The sequence below is a fragment of the Nocardia cyriacigeorgica genome (assembly GCF_010858045.1).
Classification (GTDB): Bacteria; Actinomycetota; Actinomycetes; order Mycobacteriales; family Mycobacteriaceae; genus Nocardia; species Nocardia cyriacigeorgica_E.
The window spans coordinates 14,925-31,503 of record NZ_JAAGVC010000052.1; the positions used below are offsets into that span (position 1 = coordinate 14,925).

The window sequence follows — 16,579 nt, forward strand, 5'->3', positions numbered from 1 at the left end:
TCTTCAGGTTGCCCTTCCAGTTCTTGATGTCGCGTTCGGTGTGCGCGATATTCCAGTCCACCGCGATCACGCCGGCGAGCGAGTTCGCGGCGACCGGACGATTCATCGAGGTCGAATTCGACGAGGTCACCGTGGCCAGCGTGTATGTCCACACCGGTGAGGCGGGCACCGAGCGACAGGACGAGAAGTACCGGTTCCTGGCCGAGATCGCGGCCCATCTGCGCACCAAGACCGGCAACTACGTGATCGCGGGGGACTGGAATATCGCGCACACCGAACGCGACATCAAGAACTGGAAGGGCAACCTGAAGAACGCTGGCTTCCTGCCCGAGGAACGCGCGTGGCTCGACGCGCAATTGGCGGCGGGCTACGTCGACGTGGTGCGCGCCCTGCATCCGGAAGGCGACGGCCCCTACAGCTGGTGGTCCTACCGCGGTCGCGCCTTCGACAACGACGCAGGCTGGCGCATCGATTATCAGCTCGCCACCGCGGATCTGGCCGAACGCGCCAAACAGGCGATCGTCGAACGCGCCGACGCCTACGACCAGCGCTGGTCCGATCACGCACCGGTCACCGTCCAGTACCGCTGACGACATCACCACCTGGTATCACCGCGCACACACGATCGGTACCGACGAAAGCAGGAGTTGTGAAAGCGAAGGTCCTCCGGATCCTGTCCGTGCTGGGAACGGTGGCGGTCGCTGTCGTCGTCGCACTGCTGGCCACCCAGGGCGGCGACGACAAGAGCGCGGGCAGCTCGGTCACCTCGACCAAGGCCGCCACCACCAGCGCGCCGACCACCGACGGCACGCCGCGCGGCACCGGATCCACCGCACCGGTCGTCTCCAAGGCGCCCGGGGTCCCCGACCGCGCCTACGCCACGTTGCGGGAGATCGACGCGGGACGCTGGCCCGGCTCGGCCAACTCGCCGGGCACCAAAGGCGGGGACAGGTTCTACAACCGTGGCGGCGACCTGCCCGCGAAGGACGCCGACGGTAAGGCGATCACCTATCAGGAATGGGACGTCAACCCCAAGCAACCCGGCCGCTCCCGCGACGCCGAACGCATCGTCACCGGAAGTGACGGCTCGGCCTGGTATACCGGTGACCACTACGAGACGTTCACGAGGATGCGCTGATGACCATCGCGTTATCGCAGTTCCTGACTCCGCAGCTGTCGCCCGCGCCGGCAGCGCGTGAGCCCGCGCCGGTGTTCGGCGCCCTCGATGTGGGGGCGCCGGAGTTCAGCGGGGTCCGTCATCAGGCGCCGTCCGGGTACCGGGTACGGGAGCTGCGCGGCAAGAAGATGCGGACGGTGGCCGGGGTGCTCGACGAGTTCGCGGCGGCGCTGCAATTCCCGTACTACTTCGGCGGCAACAAGGACGCCTTCGACGACTGCCTGCGCGATCTCGACGACTGTCTCGGCTCGGCCGAAGGCTACGTGGTGGTGATCCGCGACGCCGATCAGCTGCTCGCCGATACTCCGCAGGAGCGGGCGTGGCTCGCCGAGGCGCTGAGCGAGACAGCCGATTACTGGTGGCGGCGCGAGATCGTTTTCCGGGTGGTCCTCCAGGGTGAATCGGAGGGTGTGCCGACGATCGGGCTGCACATGTGACGAGCTCGCCGGTCAGCCCAGCCGGTGCGCCAGATCCTCGCCCAGCAGCACGAACACGTCGGTGGTGTGCTCGATCAGCTCGTCGCGGCTGATCGGCAGATCGCCGCGCAGCCAGCCGGTGAGGGTCTGGACCAGGCCGCCGACCAGGTAGGTGGCGCGGAAATCGATCACCGGATCCGGCTCCGGATCGGTGATGCCGTAGAACTCGACGCCCTCGGTGGCGACCAGCCGCGCGAACACCCGCACCGTCTCGGTGGTGCGGGCCCGCAGCTCCGGCGTCGCCATACCCGCCACCAGCGCCACCTCCGCCTTGCGCGGGTCGTCGGTGAGTAGATGGATCCCGGCGGTGATCGCCGCATGCGCCTTGGACCGGGTGTCGGCGGGCGCGGCGTGCAGAGCCGCGACGATCACCGTCGCCAGTTCCTCGGCGATGCCATCGATCAGCGCGGTCAGCACCGCGTCGCGGCTGTCGAAGCTCTCGTAGTAGTAGCGCTCGTTGAGGCCGGCGCGGTTGCACAGACCGGAGACGGTGAGCTTGCCGAGGCCCTGGGTGCCGATGATCTCCAGCGCGGCCTCCAGCAGCGCCGCACGTCGCTGCGCGCGGCGCTCGTCCGCGGAGATCCCGCCGTAGGTCCGCTGCGCAGTCACGAATTCGATCATAGGGTGAGGCGGCCACGGCGGGGTCGGGGCCGCGGTCCCCGGCCGCCGGGAAACGGGTTCGATCCGGCGCAGGGCGGCATGCGAAGATCGGGGCATGTCCAGTCCTGCTTCCAGCCCCGTCGCCGCCGGTGAACGCAAACAGCGGGTCCTGTCCGGGATCCAGCCCACCAGCTCCTCGTTCCATCTCGGGAACTACCTCGGTGCGCTGCAGTACTGGGTGACGATGCAGGACGAGTACGACGCGCTGTACTTCATTCCGAACATGCACGCCATCACGGTCCCGCAGGATCCGAAGGAGCTGCGCTCGCGTACCCGCCGGGCCGTCGCCCAGCTGCTGGCCATCGGCATCGACCCGGCCCGCTCGACGCTGTTCGTGCAGAGCCAGGTGCCCGAGCACGCGGAGCTGACCTGGGTGCTGAGCTGCCTCACCGGTTTCGGTGAGGCGAGCCGGATGACCCAGTTCAAGGACAAGTCGGTCAAACAGGGCGCGGAGAACGCGACCGTCGGGCTGTTCACCTACCCGGTGCTGATGGCCGCCGACATCCTGCTCTACCGCCCGCACCAGGTGCCGGTGGGGGAGGATCAGCGCCAGCATCTGGAGCTGACCCGGAACCTGGCCCAGCGGTTCAACACTCGGTTCAAGAAGACCTTCGTGGTCCCCGAGGCGCATATCGTCAAGGGCACGGCCAAGATCTACGACCTGCAGGATCCGACCGCGAAGATGAGTAAGTCCGCCGCCTCCGACGCCGGCCTGATCAACCTGCTCGACGATCCGAAGGTGACGGCCAAGAAGATCCGCTCCGCGGTCACCGACACCGAACGCGAGATCCGCTACGACCCCGAAGCCAAGCCCGGTGTCAGCAACCTGTTGGTGATCCTGAGCTCGCTCACCGAGACCCCGATCGTCACCTTGGAAAAGGATTACGCGGGCAAGGGCTACGGCGATCTGAAGTCCGACGTCGCCGACGCGCTGGTCGAATTTGTCACGCCGTTGCAGGCGAAGGTGGAAGAGTATCTCGCGGATCAGGGCGAACTCGACCGCATCCTCGCCAAGGGTGCCGAACGGGCGCGGGAGATCGCCGGCAACACCCTCGCACAGGTTTACGAGCGAGTGGGTTTCTGACCCGCTCGACTCGTGCTCGCCGACTGCGGGGTCCGTCTGAGGGGCTGACAGGTGCAGTTGATCGACAACGTGAAAGCGGCGGTTTCCCGGCAGGTCGCGGCGCGGCCATGGCTGGACCATCTGGTTCGCGCCGGTGGGCGGTATCAGAGTCAGCGCGGTGACTACTTCGCCGCCGGCATCACCTATTTCACGGTGCTGTCGCTGTTTCCGCTGCTCATGGTGGCTTTCGCCGCGGCCGGTTTCGTGCTGGCGGGCAACCCGGAACTGCTCGACGAGATCGAGCAGCGGGTGGTCGAGAACATTCCCGGTGAGCTGGGCACACAGCTCAACGACCTGATCGACCAGGCCATCAGATCGCGCACCGCGGTCGGCGTCCTCGGCCTGCTGACCGGTCTGTACACCGGTCTGGGCTGGATGGCGAACCTGCGCGCCGCGTTGACCGAGCAGTGGGAGCAGAAGACCGAGGACGGCAACTGGATCGTCACCAAGATCAACGACCTCGGTGCGCTGATCGGTCTGGCGCTGGCGTTCGTGGTGTCGCTCGGTCTGTCGGGCCTGGCCTCCAGTGGGCTGGGTGCGCAACTGCTCGAGCTGGTCGGGCTCCGGGACGTGCCCGGTGCGCGGTTCGTGCTGTGGCTGTTGTCGACGCTGCTCGCGCTGCTGGCGTCCTGGGCGGTGTTCGCGTGGATGATCGCGCGATTGCCGAGGGAGAAGGTCACGCTGGCCAGCGCGGCCAAGGCGGCGGCGCTGGCCGCGGTGGCGTTCGAGGTGTTCAAGATGATCGCCTCGATCTATCTGCAATCGGTGATGAGCAGCCCGGCCGGCGCGGCGTTCGGTTCGGTGATCGGTCTGATGGTGTTCAGCTACATCACCTATCGGATCGTGCTGTTCGCGACCGCGTGGGCCGCCACCGCCGCGGAGAACGAACCCGAAGCCGAGGTGCCGGTGCCGGGGCCGGCGGTGATCCGGCCGCGGATGCAGGATGCCGGGCGGTTCGGTAGCGGGGCGACGTATTTCGGGGCCGGTGCGGTTGCCGCGCTGGGGCTTTCGCTGTTGCGGCGGCGCCGGCGGTAGGGTCCGGCGCGGGCGGTCGGCGGAGGCCTCGGCGGAACGCAGTGGCGCGGGGTGGGCGAAAGGTTCAGCGCCGCCGGGTGATTCGGCGGGCGCCGACGAGCAGCACCAGCACCATGATCGAGCCGCCGACAACCAGCACCCACCGTAGATCGTCGCGGTCCGGGCCGCCCGGTGGTTGCGCCAGGTGCCCGACCTCCGAACCCTGCGGCGGCGCGGCGAGCGCGACACCCGTCGGGGCGCTTTCGGTGTCCGCACCGGGCAGACTGCCCACCGACTCGCCGGATTCGAGCGCGAACCCGTAATCCAGCAGTCGCGCGGCCTGCTCCCACGGCCGGATCGGCAGCACGTCGGCCTTGAGCAAGGTAACGATCAGCCTGCGGCCGTCGCGCTCGGCCGCCGCGACGAAGGTCTGCCTGGCGTCATCGGTGAAGCCGGTCTTACCGCCGAGCGCGCCCTCGTAGTTGTAGAGCAGATGGTTGTCATTGCCGACCGGGAATCCGGGATGGTCCTTGTCGCCGGGGATGCGCGGGTCGGCCGGGTAACCGGGGAAATCGATCTGCTCGGTGTGGATCAGCTCGGCGAACAGCGGAATCGTCATCGCTTCGCGGAACAGCAGCGACAGATCGTAGGCCGAGGTGCTCATGCCGGGGCCGTCGAGCCCCGACGGCGTCGCGGCGCGGGTGTCGAGGGCGCGCAGTGATTTCGCCAGCTCGTTCATCTTCGCCACAGCGGCGTCGTCACCGCCGAGCTGGGCGGCGATCGCGTGCGCGGCGTCATTGCCGGAAGCCATGATCAGCGCCTGCATCAGCTGCCGGTTGGTGTAGCGGCCGCCGGGACCGATGCCGACCCGGGTGCCGTCGACGTCGGCATCGGCCTGTGTACCGGTGACGACGGCATCCAGATCCAGTGTGCGCAAGGCCACCGTCGCCAGCAGCACCTTGATCGTGCTGGCCGGGCGGTACCGTCCGTGCGGATCCTTGGCGGCCAGCACCTCGCCGGTGTCCATATCCGACACCATCCACGCCGTCGCCGAGATCTCGGCGGGCACCGGGGGTGCACCATCGGGCACCACCACTCCGCACTCGCCCATCCGCTTCCCGCCGATCGGCGGATCCGGCACCGGCAGCGGCTTCGGCGTCGGCTGCCCGGGCTCCGGTACCTCCGACAGATCGATCGGCGGCGGCGGCAGGGTGCGCTGGGCGCAATTGTCGGTGTTCGGCGTGGTGAACGGCGTCGTCGTCGGGCCCGTCGTCCCGGCGGGCTCCGCTGCCGCAGGGCCGCCCGCCGCCACCGCACCGACCATCAGCATTGCCGCTACCGCCACCGCGGCCCGGCGGCGAAGTTCCCGCATGTTCATCGCGGGTGAGCCTAGCGGGCGCGAGGGAATTCACCGTGCCTGGCGGGTGGACCATCGGGTAGCTACCTTTTCCCGAACTTGAAGTTTCGGGTACCCGAACATTACTATTTGGTAGTGGAGAGAGTTCGTTCCTTGCGTGGTGTTCGTGGTCTGGCGGGGATCGGTGCGTTGGTCACCGCATGTGCCGTGGCGATCGGGTCCGCCGGCTGCGGTGCGATCGAGGCCGACGACGGGAAGCCGACGGTGCTGACCACCTTCACCGTGCTCGCCGACATCGCGGCGAATGTGGCGGGCGAACATCTGACGGTCGCATCGATCACCAAGCCGGGTGCCGAGATCCACGGCTACGAACCGACGCCGGGTGACATCAAGAAGGCGGCGAAGGCCGACCTGATCCTGGACAACGGGATGAACCTGGAAGCGTGGTTCGGCCAGTTCGTCGAGGATTCCGAGGCGGCGCATGTGACCGTCAGCGAGGGTGTCGCGCCGATGAGCATCACCGAGGACGCCTACCAGGGCAAACCCAATCCACACGCCTGGATGTCGCCGCTGAACGTGCGCACCTACGTCGACAACATGGTCACCGCCTTCAGCGAACTCGATCCGGACCACGCCGCCGATTTCCGAGCCAACGGCGATACGTACAAGGCCGAGTTGCAGCGGGTCAACGATGAGCTCGTCGCCGAGCTGAGTGTGCTGCCGCAGCATCAGCGGGCGCTGGTCACCTGCGAGGGCGCGTTCTCCTACCTCGCCCGCGACGCGGGCCTGACCGAGAAATACATCTGGCCGGTCAACGCCGAACAGCAGGCCACCCCGCAGCAGATCACCTCGGCGATCGAGTTCGTCCGCGCCAATCAGGTGCCCGCCGTGTTCTGCGAATCCACCGTCTCCGACGCGCCGATGCGCCGCGTCGTCGAGGCCACCGGCGCCACCTTCGGCGGGGTGCTGTACGTGGATTCGCTGTCCGCACCCGACGGCCCGGTACCGACCTACCTCGAACTCATCCGCCACGACGCCGACCTGATCGGCGCGGCACTCACCGGGAGCAAGCCATGAGCGACCGACCCGCCATCGACGTCCGGGACGTCACCGTCCATTACGGCTCGGTGCTCGCGCTCGACGCGGTCGACCTGACCGTCGAACCCGGGCGGGTGTGCGGGCTCATCGGCATGAACGGTTCCGGCAAATCGACGCTGTTCAAGACGATCATGGGCCTGATCGCCCCCGATCGCGGTACCGTCCGGATCGACGGCGGCACACCCGCGGCGGCCCGCAAAGCCGGCGTGGTCGGCTATGTCCCGCAGAGTGAGGACGTCGACTGGTCGTTCCCGCTGTCGGTGCGTGATGTGGTGACCACCGGACGCTACGGGCGAATGGGATTCACCCGGCGGGCTCGTCGCAGTGATCGCGAGGCCGTCGACCACGCGCTCGAACGGGTCGAACTCACCGAACTCGCCGACCGGCAGATCGGCCAGCTCTCCGGCGGCCAGCGCAAACGCGCGTTCGTCGCCCGTGGCATCGCCCAGGGCGCCACCGTGCTGCTGCTGGACGAACCGTTCGCCGGCGTCGACAAGCGCTCGGAGGCCACCATCACCGGACTGCTGCGGGAACTGGCAGCCGACGGTGCGACCGTTCTGGTGTCGACCCATGACCTGCACGCGCTGCCCGGGCTCGCCGACGAAGCGGTGCTGCTCATGCGGAAGGTGCTCATGCACGGCGATCCGGATGAGGCACTGCGCCCGGAAAGCCTCGCTCTCGCTTTCGGTCTCGACGTCATGGGACAGCGGTGAGCACCATGGAACTGGTCGATTTCTTCGTGGACCCGCTGCGCTACGAATTCATGGTGCGCGCGCTCGCCACCAGCGTGATCGCGGCGGTGGTCTGTGCGGTGCTGTCGTGCTGGCTGGTGCTGATCGGCTGGTCGCTGATGGGCGACGCGGTCTCGCACGCGGTGCTGCCGGGCGTGGTGCTGGCCTATATCGTCGGCGCGCCGTTCGCCGTGGGCGCGGTGATCTTCGGTTTCCTCGCGGTGGCGTTGATCGGCGTGGTGCGCGATACCAGCCGGGTGAAGGAAGACGCCGCCATCGGCATCGTGTTCACCACGCTCTTCGCGTTCGGTCTGGTGCTGGTATCGGTGACGCCGAGCCAAACCGACCTCAATCACATCATTTTCGGCAACCTGCTCGGCGTGAGCCGTTCGGATCTGCTGCAGATCGCGATCCTGGCCGCGATCGTTTTCGCCGCGCTGGTGCTCAAACGACGCGACTTCACGCTCTACGCCTTCGATCCCACCCACGCCCACGCCATCGGGATGAGTCCACGACTGCTCGGTGCCGGGTTGCTCGGGCTGCTGGCGTTGACGTCGGTGGTGGCGTTGCAGGCGGTCGGCGTGATCCTGGTGGTGGCGATGTTGATCATTCCCGGGGCCACCGCGTACCTGCTGACCGACCGGTTCGGGCGCATGCTCGTCATCGCTCCGACCGTCTCGGCGGTGTGCGCGGTGATCGGGCTGTATCTGAGCTACCACCTCGATACCGCCTCGGGCGGGATGATCGTGGTCACCCAGGGCGTCGCGTTCGCGGCGGTGTACCTGTTCGCGCCGCGCCACGGGGTGATCGGTGCACGAATCGCCGCGGCACGACGGAAAGCGGCAGGGGTCGCCGTCGCTCCGTGACGGGGGCGTCTCCGACGCATGTCAGGGCTCCGGAAGCGCTGGGGCACTACGCCATTGCTCGCCCGCGACGACCACGTGGTCGAGAAAGCGCAGGCCGACCGTGCGCGCCGCCTCGATCAGCAGGGTGCTCGCGCGCCGATCATCGATGCTCGGCGACGGATCGCCGGAAGGATGGTTGTGGGCGAGAGCGAACGCGCGGCCGTCGTGACGCAACACGGTATTCAGGATTTCCCGCACCGGGACCGCCACCTGGTCGATCGCGCCTTCGGCCACGAAGACCGGCTGGCGCAAGCGGTTACGCGCATCGCACACCAGCACCAGTAGCCGCTCCACCCTCGCGCCGACGAACATCGGCTGCGCGATCCGAGCGACATCGGCAGCGCCACGCAGGCAGGATGCGGTGGTGGTGCCGTGCCTGGCCCGGTTGGCCAGATGGAAGGCGGCGATGATCGAGGCGGCCTTCGCCGCACCGACCCCGCAGCGCATGGCGAGCTCCTCGGGGCGCGCCACGGCCAGCCCGGCGATCCCGCCGTGTTCGGCGAGCAGCTCGGCCGCCATCTCCAGCGCACTTTCGCCGCGCCTGCCGTTGCGCAGCAGCAGGGCGAGTAGTTCGCAGTCGGAGAGTGCGGCCGGGCCGAGCGCGGCCAGCCGCTCACGCGGACGCTGACCTGTGGGCAGGTGGGCGATCGGGACCGACATCTTTCCCCCTCGGTGCGGCACCGGATGTTCGACGTCCCCGGATGATGCCAGCACCCACCGACAGATTTCGGCCCTGCGCCGCGGGTCTATCTGTCGACGACGACCAGATCCGCGCTGGACCTCCCGGCACCGGAGGCGAGCTTCTCCAGGTGCCGCAGCTGCCGCTCGTGCACCACTATGCGGCGCAGCGCTTCGTTGATGGTCGCCGCACTGGTCGAGGTGCCCATGATGGCACCCGCCGCGGCGAGCAGTTTCTGGTCGAGATCGATCCGCACGGTCGGCATGCGTCCTCCTTCGTACATTCGCCATCTTGCGCCATGAACCGAGCGAATGTGCGGTGAATGGCGCCGCAGAGACGGCTCGCACGCGGTCCCCGGTGTCTGCATCTGCTGTCCGAGGACGGTAAATGTAGACAGTTTGCGCAGTTGAGCGTGTGTTCGTTGTCAGTGTGCCCTGGTGGTGCTTGCATCGAAGTATGTTCACCGAAGCACAGCTCTATTCGCCGGTCACTCGCACCGGTGACGGTGACGTGACGGTGCACCTGAGCGATGAGCACCCTGGCGTCCACGACCCCGAGTACCGGGCCCGGCGCAACGCGATCGCCGCGCTCGCGCTCGACTACCGGCCGGGCGGCGCCGTGCCGCGGGTCGAATACACCGACGACGAGCAGCAGGTCTGGCGGATCGTGTCCGCCGAACTCGCCCGCAAGCACCGCGAATACGCCTGCGCCGAGGTCCTCGAGGCGGCGTCGCGGCTGGCCCTGCCCACCGACCGTATCCCGCAGCTGGACGAGGTTTCGGCCGCACTGCGACCTTTGACCGGTTTCCGCTACGTCCCCGCGGCCGGCCTGGTGCCGCTGCGTGAGTTCTTCGGCTCCTTCGCCGACCGGATCTTCCATGCCACCCAATACATCCGCCATCATTCGGCGCCGCTCTACACCCCCGAACCCGACGCCATCCACGAGGTGATCGGCCACGCCAACCAGATCGCGAGCCCCCGCTTCGCCGCCATCTACGAAACCGTCGGCACCGCGGTCGCCCGCCTGGAAACCCAGCAGGCCCTGAAGTTCCTCGCCGACGTCTTCTGGTTCTCCATGGAGTTCGGCGTAGTTCGCGAACACGGCGAAATCCGATGCTACGGCGCGGGCCTGCTCTCCTCCTACGGCGAGATCGAAGAGTTCCGCCACGCCGACCTCCGCCCCCTCGACATAGCCGCCATGGGCACCGCCACCTACGACATCACCCGCTACCAACCCACCCTCTACTGCGCCGAGTCGATCAGCGAGATCGAAGACGTCATCGGCGGTTTCTTCGCCGACATGGACGACGAGACCCCGCCGCGCCTGGCCACCGCCCGCTAGCCGCGATCGGGCTCCAGCGGTTCCAGAGCCTCCGGCCCGGACTGGTGGATGCGAGGGTTCGCCGCAGGGTGTATCCGAGCCGAAACCGCTGTGCCCGTGCGTGATCGACTTCCGGACGATCGGCCGGAACGTGGCGACGCGATCAGTACGATTCGCTGTATGGGCGAGGTCATGAATCACCTCAGACGCCTGCTGGGGGTTGTTGCCAACTTTTTCGACAAGGTCAGTCCGTGGGGCATGCCGTGGCCGCTGGCCTTTGCTCTGGTGTTCCCATTCGTGATGGGGGTGCTGGCGGTCGTCGTGTGGTGGTCACGTGGCACGGCCAAGCCGGTGCGCTGCGATTATCCGCTCACGACGACTGGGCATCCGTGCCGGAATCGAGTACTCGGGGAGTGGAAGCGATGCCATCACCACAGGCCCGGCCGTGAGCGCAGCAGGGGACGTGTGGTGCAGAAATTGCATCGGTGGCAGACCATGCGTCGTGGTCAGCGCATCGAGCGGGACGACATCCGTGGTCGTGGATTTCTCCGGGACCGTTCACAGGTGCGGGGACTGCTCTACTACCGCGGTTTCGCCCGCCCACCGAGGAATGCGATCGGATCCGCGCGGACATGGTGGAACGAGCGCCGCGACGATCTCCGCAAGCTGCGTGATCAACTACGCGACACCGGATCGGTCGATATCCGTACGGTCTTCGCCGGTGCCGCCGGCCGGTCGGCCCGAATCGGTGTGTCGGACCAGGTATTGCAGGTCATCTGGGCTACCCGAACGGTCGCGGTGCTCGTGGCGACGGGGCTCACGTTGGTCGGTATTGCGGTGTGGCGCAACCATGATCCCGCGTCATGGCACAGCTACGCAGCGACTTTCACATTCGTGCTCGCTTGGTCGGTGGTGCGCTGGGGGATCTGGGAAACGGCAACCGGACAGGCGCCGGTGCACCGGACCTGGGACTGGGTGTATACCTCGATCCGGCAGGCCGCCAAATTGTTCTTCTGGTTCATCGTTCTTTCGGTGGCGGCAGCCGAGCAGATCGGGAAGTTGGAGAAGGTGATGCAGGGTCCGGACGCGATCCAGCTCGGCTTCTGATCATCGCCGGGTGGGCAAGCGAACGACGAAGGCCGCCTTCCCGTTTGGGGAAGGCGGCCTTCGATCAGCCGGTGGATCCGGTGGGATCCGGGGAGCTCAGCGGGCGAACAGCAGGGCCCGCTTGACTTCTTGGATGGCCTTGGTGACCTCGATGCCGCGGGGGCAGGCGTCGGTGCAGTTGAAGGTGGTGCGGCAGCGCCAGACGCCTTCGACGTCGTTGAGGATGTCGAGGCGTTCGCGGGCGCCTTCGTCGCGGCTGTCGAAGATGAAGCGGTGGGCGTTCACGATCGCGGCCGGGCCGAAGTAGCTGCCGTCATGCCAGTACACCGGGCAGGACGTGGTGCAGCAGGCGCACAGGATGCACTTGGTGGTGTCGTCGAACCGGGCGCGGTCGGCCTGGCTCTGGATGCGCTCGTGGGTGGGCTCGTTACCTGTGGTGATCAGGTACGGCTTCACCGCGCGGAACGCGTCGAAGAACGGCTCCATGTCGACGATGAGGTCCTTCTCCACGGGCAGGCCGCGGATCGGCTCGACGGAGACGGTGATGGACTTGCCGTTCTTGGGCAGCATGTCCTTCATCAGCACCTTGCAGGCCAGCCGGTTCACACCGTTGATCCGCATGGCGTCGGAACCGCACACACCGTGGGCGCAGGAACGCCGGAAGGTGAGGGTGCCGTCCAGGTAGGACTTGATGTAGATGAGCACGTTCAGGAAGCGGTCGGTCGGCAGGACCGGCACCTGGAACGACTCCCAGTGCGCGCCCTTGTCGTCCTCCGGGTTGAACCTGGCCACCTTCACGGTGATCATGGTCGAACCCTCGGGCACCGGAGCCGGCTTCTGCGAAGAGGGTGCTTCGGCAACAGCAGTCATCAGTACTTACGCTCCATCGGCTCGTAGCGGGTCTGCACCACCGGCTTGAAATCGAGGCGGATGTCGGACAGCAGGTCCGTGCCCTCCTTGTAGGCCATGGTGTGGCGCATGAAGTTCACGTCGTCGCGATCCGGGTAGTCCTCGCGGGCGTGGCCGCCGCGCGATTCCTTGCGGTTGAGCGCGCCGACGACGGTGACCTCTGCCAGCTCCAGCAGGAAGCCGAGTTCGACGGCCTCGAGCAGATCGCTGTTGTAGCGCTTGCCCTTGTCCTGCACCGTGATCCGCGAGTACCGCTCCTTGAGCGCGTGGATATCGGTGAGGGCCTGCTTGAGCGTGTCCTCGGTGCGGAACACCGACGCGTTGTTGTCCATCGACCGCTGCAGTTCGGTGCGGATGTCGGCCACCCGCTCGTTGCCGTGGTCGGACAGGATCAGCGCGAGCCAGTCCTGCACCATCTTGGCCGGGTTCTCCGGCATGTCGACGAACTCGGTGCGCTCGGCGTATTCGGCGGCGGCGATACCCGCGCGACGGCCGAAGACGTTGATGTCGAGCAGCGAGTTGGTGCCGAGGCGGTTGGCGCCGTGCACCGAGACGCAGGCGCATTCGCCGGCGGCGTACAGGCCGGGCACGATGTCGGTGTTGTTGCGCAGCACTTCGCCGCGGATCCGGGTCGGGATGCCGCCCATCACGTAGTGGCAGGTCGGGAACACCGGCACCAGTTCCTTCACCGGGTCAACACCGAGGTAGGTGCGGGAGAACTCGGTGATGTCGGGCAGCTTCTCCTCGAGCACGTCCTCGCCGAGGTGGGTCACGTCGATGTAGACGTAATCCTTGTTCGGCCCGGCGCCGCGGCCTTCGAGCACCTCGAGCACCATCGAGCGGGCGACGATGTCGCGCGGCGCGAGGTCCTTGATGGTGGGGGCATAGCGTTCCATGAAGCGCTCGCCGTCGGCGTTGCGCAGGATGCCGCCTTCGCCGCGGACCGCCTCGGAGATGAGGATGCCGAGGCCGGCCAGGCCTGTCGGGTGGAACTGGTGGAACTCCATGTCCTCGAGCGGCAGGCCCTTGCGGAAGACGATGGCCATGCCGTCGCCGGTCAGGGTGTGCGCGTTCGAGGTGGTCTTGTACATCCGGCCGGAGCCGCCGGTGGCGAACACGATCGACTTGGCGTGGAAGACGTGCAGGTCACCGGTGGCGAGTTCGTAGGCGACGATGCCGGTGGCCACCGGACCGCGCTCGGTCTCGGTGAGCACCAGGTCGAGGGCGTAGAACTCGTTGAAGAACTCGACGTCGTGCTTGACGCAGTTCTGGTACAGCGTCTGCAGGATCATGTGGCCGGTGCGGTCGGCGGCGTAGCAGGCCCGGCGGACCGGGGCCTTACCGTGATCGCGGGTGTGGCCACCGAAACGGCGCTGGTCGATCTTGCCCTCGGGGGTGCGGTTGAACGGCAGACCCATCTTCTCCAGGTCGAGCACCGCGTCGATGGCCTCCTTGGCCATGATCTCGGCGGCGTCCTGGTCGACGATGTAGTCGCCGCCCTTGACCGTGTCGAAGGTGTGCCACTCCCAGTTGTCCTCTTCGACGTTGGCCAGCGCCGCGCACATGCCGCCCTGCGCCGCGCCGGTGTGGCTGCGGGTGGGGTACAGCTTGGTCAGCACCGCGGTGCGCGCCCGGGGCCCGGCCTCGATCGCCGCACGCATACCCGCGCCACCGGCGCCGACGATGACGACGTCGTAGCGGTGCTCCTGAATCCGGGATTCACTCATCGGAGGTGGCCTGTTCCTAACTGATGTTGGGGTCGAAGGTGAAGATGACGTAGGTGCCGACGCCCATGACCAGGATCATCGACAGCACCAGCAGCGTGTTCAGCCAGAAGCGGGTCGAGTCCTTGCGGGAGTAGTCCGCGATCACGGTGCGCAGCCCGTTGCCGCCGTGCAGCTGGGCCAGCCACAGCATGGCCAGGTCCCAGATCTGCCAGAACGGGCTGGACCAGCGGCCGGCCACGAAGGCGAAGTTGAGCCGCTTCACGCCGCCGTCGAGCAGCAGCATGATCGACATGTGGCCGAGGACGAGCACGATCAGTGCCAGGCCGGAGAAGCGCATGAACAGCCACGCGTACTTCTCGAAGTTGCTGTTGGCGCGAGCGCGCGGGGAGCGGGGCAGATCCAGGCTCGCCGGGCGGTCATACGACTTGCCGAGTACAGGTGCGCTCATGCCAGCACCTCGCTGACGCTCGGCGCTGACATGACCGCACAGGCGGCTGTGTTCATGATTCGCTCGCTTCGCTCACTCATGGATTATCAGTGCTCCGTGAACAGTAGGTAGAACATCCGACCGACAGCGGGCACGAGTAGCACGACCAGCAGGCCGAGGATGCCCCAGAGCATCTGGCGCTGGTAGCGGGGACCCTTGGACCAGAAGTCCACCAGGATCACTCGCACACCGTTGAGCGCGTGGAACAGTACGCAGAAGACCAGGCCCATCTCCATGAGGGCGACGATCGGGGTCTTGTAGGTCGCGATCGCGTCGTCGTAGGTGGCGGGGCTGACGCGCACCAGGGCGGTGTCCAGGACGTGCACGAAGAGGAAGAAAAAGACGGTCACACCGGTGATCCGGTGCAGCGCCCAGGACCACATTCCGGGGTCGCCTCGGTACAGCGTCTTCCGCTTCGGCTGAGCCGGAGCTTCTATCGTGGTCATAGAGTGCGGTGCCTCCAACGTCGTTGATGGACCCGGTCGCAGATCCGACGCCGGCGCTTCGAGCCGGAAATCCGGTGCAAACCAGCTCGCGGCCACCAGGAGTTTTTCGCTTGTGGCTGCGCTCCGGCCCGCCGCCGGGAACCTGAACCGATCTGTTGTTGGACTCTAATCCTCTCCGAATCGCGGAACTAATTCGGAGTGCCGCGCGTTGCGTGCATTTCCGGTAGGTTAGGGTTACCTTTCCCGGTGGGTGAGGGGTTGTGCGGTGGTTCGTCCATGCCCTGGTGCGGCCCGTTCGAGGGGAGTTCGGGATGACCGAAATCGACTGGAAACTCCTGCGTGACAATGCAATTGGAGTAATGTGCAAAGCGTATGCGCCGTACTCGCGGTTTCCGGTCGGTGCGGCGGCTCTCTGTGCCGACGGCCGAATTGTGAGCGGTTGCAATGTGGAAAATGTCTCATACGGCCTGGGCCTCTGTGCCGAATGTGTACTCGTCGGTAACTTTCAAAGCACCGGTGGGGGCCGCTTACTGGCGGTATCGGTGACCGATTCCCGGGGCGAAATCCTGATGCCGTGCGGACGCTGCCGTCAGGTGCTCTACGAGTTCGGCGGTGCGGAGTTGCTGGTGGATCATCGGCGGGGCCCGGTCCGGCTCGGCGCGCTGCTGCCGGACGCCTTCGGCCCGGACGATCTGGACGCCGGGCAGCGCTGATTCGGTTCGGCGGCCGAATGGGCCCTGGCCGATCAGGTGCGCTTCGTCTCGCGGCTGCCGTGCCTGCCGGAGGCCGTCGAGCGGGCCGTCTCGCGTGGTGGTTTCCAGGGGGCTTGCGGCGTCCGGTGCCGGATGGCAGCGGGTGCCCGGCGGACCGATGTGAGCGGATGGCGGCCCGCGGGCGGGCAGACGCGAGTCGGGCTGTGGTCCGGCGCTGTGGCTGCGAGACTGACGAGCATGACGGCACTGGACGCGGTTTCGATCATCACCACCAAACGCGACGGAGGGCAGCTGTCGGATGAGCAGATCGACTGGGTGATCGATGCCTTCACCCGGGGCGAGGTGGCCGATGAGCAGATGGCGGCGCTGGCGATGGCGGTGCTGTTGCGCGGGATGACGCGGCGGGAGACGGCGCGCTGGACCGCGGCGATGATCGCCTCCGGCCGGCGTATGGACTTCACCGATCTGCCCCGGCCCACCGTGGACAAGCACTCCACCGGGGGCATCGGCGACAAGATCACCTTGCCGCTGGCACCGCTGGTCGCGGCCTGTGGTGCCGCGGTGCCGCAGCTGTCCGGGCGCGGCCTCGGCCATACCGGAGGCACGCTGAGATCGGCCCGCCAGCCGGGGATGGATTCGAGTTTGTCCAG

At 67.2% G+C, this 16,579-nt stretch carries 19 protein-coding genes and 1 pseudogene; 12 read left to right on the forward strand and 8 right to left on the reverse strand.

Features of this window, described 5'->3' with window-relative positions:
• The 3 genes from GV790_RS26350 to GV790_RS26360 all read left to right on the forward strand — a co-directional run.
• On the forward strand, window positions 1–590 hold a 590-nt coding region (locus tag GV790_RS26350; protein WP_256673540.1), incomplete at its 5' end, for an exodeoxyribonuclease III.
• Window positions 591–649: 59 nt separating this feature from the next.
• On the forward strand, window positions 650–1,138 hold the full coding sequence (locus tag GV790_RS26355) for a ribonuclease domain-containing protein (RefSeq protein ID WP_163817085.1): 489 nt from the start codon (window positions 650–652) through the stop codon (window positions 1,136–1,138).
• A complete protein-coding gene (locus tag GV790_RS26360; RefSeq protein ID WP_163817087.1) occupies window positions 1,138–1,614 on the forward strand; it encodes a barstar family protein in 477 nt (158 codons plus the stop codon). The genes GV790_RS26355 and GV790_RS26360 overlap by 1 nt, the downstream gene beginning before the upstream one ends.
• Window positions 1,615–1,626: 12 nt before the next feature.
• On the opposite strand, the gene GV790_RS26365 is transcribed toward GV790_RS26360, so the two are convergent.
• Complete coding sequence (locus tag GV790_RS26365; protein WP_280210967.1) at window positions 1,627–2,262, reverse strand: TetR/AcrR family transcriptional regulator; 636 nt, start codon at window positions 2,260–2,262, stop codon at window positions 1,627–1,629.
• A 106-nt stretch (window positions 2,263–2,368) separates the two neighbouring features.
• On the opposite strand from GV790_RS26365, the gene trpS reads away from it, so the two are divergent.
• Window positions 2,369–3,397 carry a tryptophan--tRNA ligase gene (gene trpS, locus GV790_RS26370; protein ID WP_163817091.1) on the forward strand — a complete coding sequence of 343 codons (1,029 nt, stop codon included), beginning with the start codon at window positions 2,369–2,371 and terminating at the stop codon, window positions 3,395–3,397.
• 51 nt (window positions 3,398–3,448) lie between these two features.
• Entirely contained in the window at window positions 3,449–4,471 is a 1,023-nt protein-coding gene (gene yhjD / locus GV790_RS26375; RefSeq protein ID WP_163817094.1) for an inner membrane protein YhjD, read from the forward strand.
• Window positions 4,472–4,535: 64 nt separating this feature from the next.
• On the opposite strand, the gene GV790_RS26380 is transcribed toward yhjD, so the two are convergent.
• The gene (locus GV790_RS26380; protein ID WP_175586009.1) at window positions 4,536–5,828 is read right to left on the reverse strand and encodes a D-alanyl-D-alanine carboxypeptidase family protein; all 1,293 of its coding nucleotides are present in this window, start codon (window positions 5,826–5,828) and stop codon (window positions 4,536–4,538) included.
• A 114-nt stretch (window positions 5,829–5,942) separates the two neighbouring features.
• Here GV790_RS26380 and GV790_RS26385 point away from each other — a divergent pair, with 114 nt between their 5' ends.
• From GV790_RS26385 to GV790_RS26395, 3 genes are read left to right on the forward strand one after another with little or no spacing between them, the layout of a single operon-like run.
• Window positions 5,943–6,884 carry a metal ABC transporter substrate-binding protein gene (locus GV790_RS26385; RefSeq protein WP_309139040.1) on the forward strand — a complete coding sequence of 314 codons (942 nt, stop codon included), beginning with the start codon at window positions 5,943–5,945 and terminating at the stop codon, window positions 6,882–6,884.
• The gene (locus GV790_RS26390) at window positions 6,881–7,618 is read left to right on the forward strand and encodes a metal ABC transporter ATP-binding protein (RefSeq protein ID WP_163817096.1); all 738 of its coding nucleotides are present in this window, start codon (window positions 6,881–6,883) and stop codon (window positions 7,616–7,618) included. The genes GV790_RS26385 and GV790_RS26390 overlap by 4 nt, the downstream gene beginning before the upstream one ends.
• A 5-nt stretch (window positions 7,619–7,623) precedes the next feature.
• Window positions 7,624–8,502 carry a metal ABC transporter permease gene (locus GV790_RS26395; protein WP_163817120.1) on the forward strand — a complete coding sequence of 293 codons (879 nt, stop codon included), beginning with the start codon at window positions 7,624–7,626 and terminating at the stop codon, window positions 8,500–8,502.
• Window positions 8,503–8,523: 21 nt separating this feature from the next.
• Here GV790_RS26395 and GV790_RS26400 read toward each other — a convergent pair whose 3' ends face one another.
• Both GV790_RS26400 and GV790_RS26405 read right to left on the reverse strand, forming a co-directional pair.
• On the reverse strand, window positions 8,524–9,201 hold the full coding sequence (locus tag GV790_RS26400) for a JAB domain-containing protein (protein WP_163817099.1): 678 nt from the start codon (window positions 9,199–9,201) through the stop codon (window positions 8,524–8,526).
• 86 nt (window positions 9,202–9,287) lie between these two features.
• Complete coding sequence (locus GV790_RS26405) at window positions 9,288–9,485, reverse strand: type II toxin-antitoxin system VapB family antitoxin (protein ID WP_138457432.1); 198 nt, start codon at window positions 9,483–9,485, stop codon at window positions 9,288–9,290.
• A gap of 191 nt (window positions 9,486–9,676) precedes the next feature.
• Here GV790_RS26405 and GV790_RS26410 point away from each other — a divergent pair, with 191 nt between their 5' ends.
• Window positions 9,677–10,561 carry a phenylalanine 4-monooxygenase gene (locus GV790_RS26410; RefSeq protein ID WP_163817100.1) on the forward strand — a complete coding sequence of 295 codons (885 nt, stop codon included), beginning with the start codon at window positions 9,677–9,679 and terminating at the stop codon, window positions 10,559–10,561.
• A 159-nt stretch (window positions 10,562–10,720) separates the two neighbouring features.
• Window positions 10,721–11,647 carry a hypothetical protein gene (locus tag GV790_RS26415; RefSeq protein WP_163817102.1) on the forward strand — a complete coding sequence of 309 codons (927 nt, stop codon included), beginning with the start codon at window positions 10,721–10,723 and terminating at the stop codon, window positions 11,645–11,647.
• 96 nt (window positions 11,648–11,743) lie between these two features.
• Here GV790_RS26415 and GV790_RS26420 read toward each other — a convergent pair whose 3' ends face one another.
• The 4 genes from GV790_RS26420 to sdhC form a co-directional block, all read right to left on the reverse strand.
• Entirely contained in the window at window positions 11,744–12,517 is a 774-nt protein-coding gene (locus tag GV790_RS26420; protein ID WP_163817104.1) for a succinate dehydrogenase iron-sulfur subunit, read from the reverse strand.
• The gene (sdhA, locus tag GV790_RS26425; protein ID WP_085996156.1) at window positions 12,517–14,283 is read right to left on the reverse strand and encodes a succinate dehydrogenase flavoprotein subunit; all 1,767 of its coding nucleotides are present in this window, start codon (window positions 14,281–14,283) and stop codon (window positions 12,517–12,519) included. The genes GV790_RS26420 and sdhA overlap by 1 nt, the downstream gene beginning before the upstream one ends.
• Before the next feature lie 16 nt (window positions 14,284–14,299).
• A complete protein-coding gene (locus GV790_RS26430) occupies window positions 14,300–14,731 on the reverse strand; it encodes a succinate dehydrogenase hydrophobic membrane anchor subunit (RefSeq protein WP_163817106.1) in 432 nt (143 codons plus the stop codon).
• 86 nt (window positions 14,732–14,817) lie between these two features.
• Entirely contained in the window at window positions 14,818–15,216 is a 399-nt protein-coding gene (sdhC, locus tag GV790_RS26435) for a succinate dehydrogenase, cytochrome b556 subunit (RefSeq protein WP_163817108.1), read from the reverse strand.
• A gap of 311 nt (window positions 15,217–15,527) precedes the next feature.
• Between sdhC and GV790_RS26440 the strand changes: the two genes are divergently transcribed.
• Window positions 15,528–15,929: a cytidine deaminase gene (locus GV790_RS26440; RefSeq protein WP_163817110.1), complete on the forward strand. Its 402-nt coding sequence runs from the start codon at window positions 15,528–15,530 to the stop codon at window positions 15,927–15,929.
• A gap of 237 nt (window positions 15,930–16,166) precedes the next feature.
• A pseudogene (locus tag GV790_RS26445) lies at window positions 16,167–16,579 on the forward strand (thymidine phosphorylase); the annotation flags it as partial.

Excerpts from the sequence above, each read along its gene's own strand:
- GV790_RS26360 (WP_163817087.1), top strand. The coding sequence starts at position 1,138 with ATGACCATCGCGTTATCGCAGTTCCTGACTCCGCAGCTGTCGCCCGCG.
- GV790_RS26400 (WP_163817099.1), bottom strand. The coding sequence starts at position 9,201 with ATGTCGGTCCCGATCGCCCACCTGCCCACAGGTCAGCGTCCGCGTGAG.
- sdhC (WP_163817108.1), bottom strand. The coding sequence starts at position 15,216 with ATGACCACGATAGAAGCTCCGGCTCAGCCGAAGCGGAAGACGCTGTAC.
- GV790_RS26440 (WP_163817110.1), top strand. The coding sequence starts at position 15,528 with ATGACCGAAATCGACTGGAAACTCCTGCGTGACAATGCAATTGGAGTA.
- GV790_RS26410 (WP_163817100.1), top strand. The coding sequence starts at position 9,677 with ATGTTCACCGAAGCACAGCTCTATTCGCCGGTCACTCGCACCGGTGAC.
- trpS (WP_163817091.1), top strand. The coding sequence starts at position 2,369 with ATGTCCAGTCCTGCTTCCAGCCCCGTCGCCGCCGGTGAACGCAAACAG.
- GV790_RS26390 (WP_163817096.1), top strand. The coding sequence starts at position 6,881 with ATGAGCGACCGACCCGCCATCGACGTCCGGGACGTCACCGTCCATTAC.
- GV790_RS26430 (WP_163817106.1), bottom strand. The coding sequence starts at position 14,731 with ATGAGCGCACCTGTACTCGGCAAGTCGTATGACCGCCCGGCGAGCCTG.
- GV790_RS26420 (WP_163817104.1), bottom strand. The coding sequence starts at position 12,517 with ATGACTGCTGTTGCCGAAGCACCCTCTTCGCAGAAGCCGGCTCCGGTG.
- GV790_RS26415 (WP_163817102.1), top strand. The coding sequence starts at position 10,721 with ATGGGCGAGGTCATGAATCACCTCAGACGCCTGCTGGGGGTTGTTGCC.
- GV790_RS26405 (WP_138457432.1), bottom strand. The coding sequence starts at position 9,485 with ATGCCGACCGTGCGGATCGATCTCGACCAGAAACTGCTCGCCGCGGCG.
- sdhA (WP_085996156.1), bottom strand. The coding sequence starts at position 14,283 with ATGAGTGAATCCCGGATTCAGGAGCACCGCTACGACGTCGTCATCGTC.
- GV790_RS26395 (WP_163817120.1), top strand. The coding sequence starts at position 7,624 with ATGGAACTGGTCGATTTCTTCGTGGACCCGCTGCGCTACGAATTCATG.
- GV790_RS26380 (WP_175586009.1), bottom strand. The coding sequence starts at position 5,828 with ATGAACATGCGGGAACTTCGCCGCCGGGCCGCGGTGGCGGTAGCGGCA.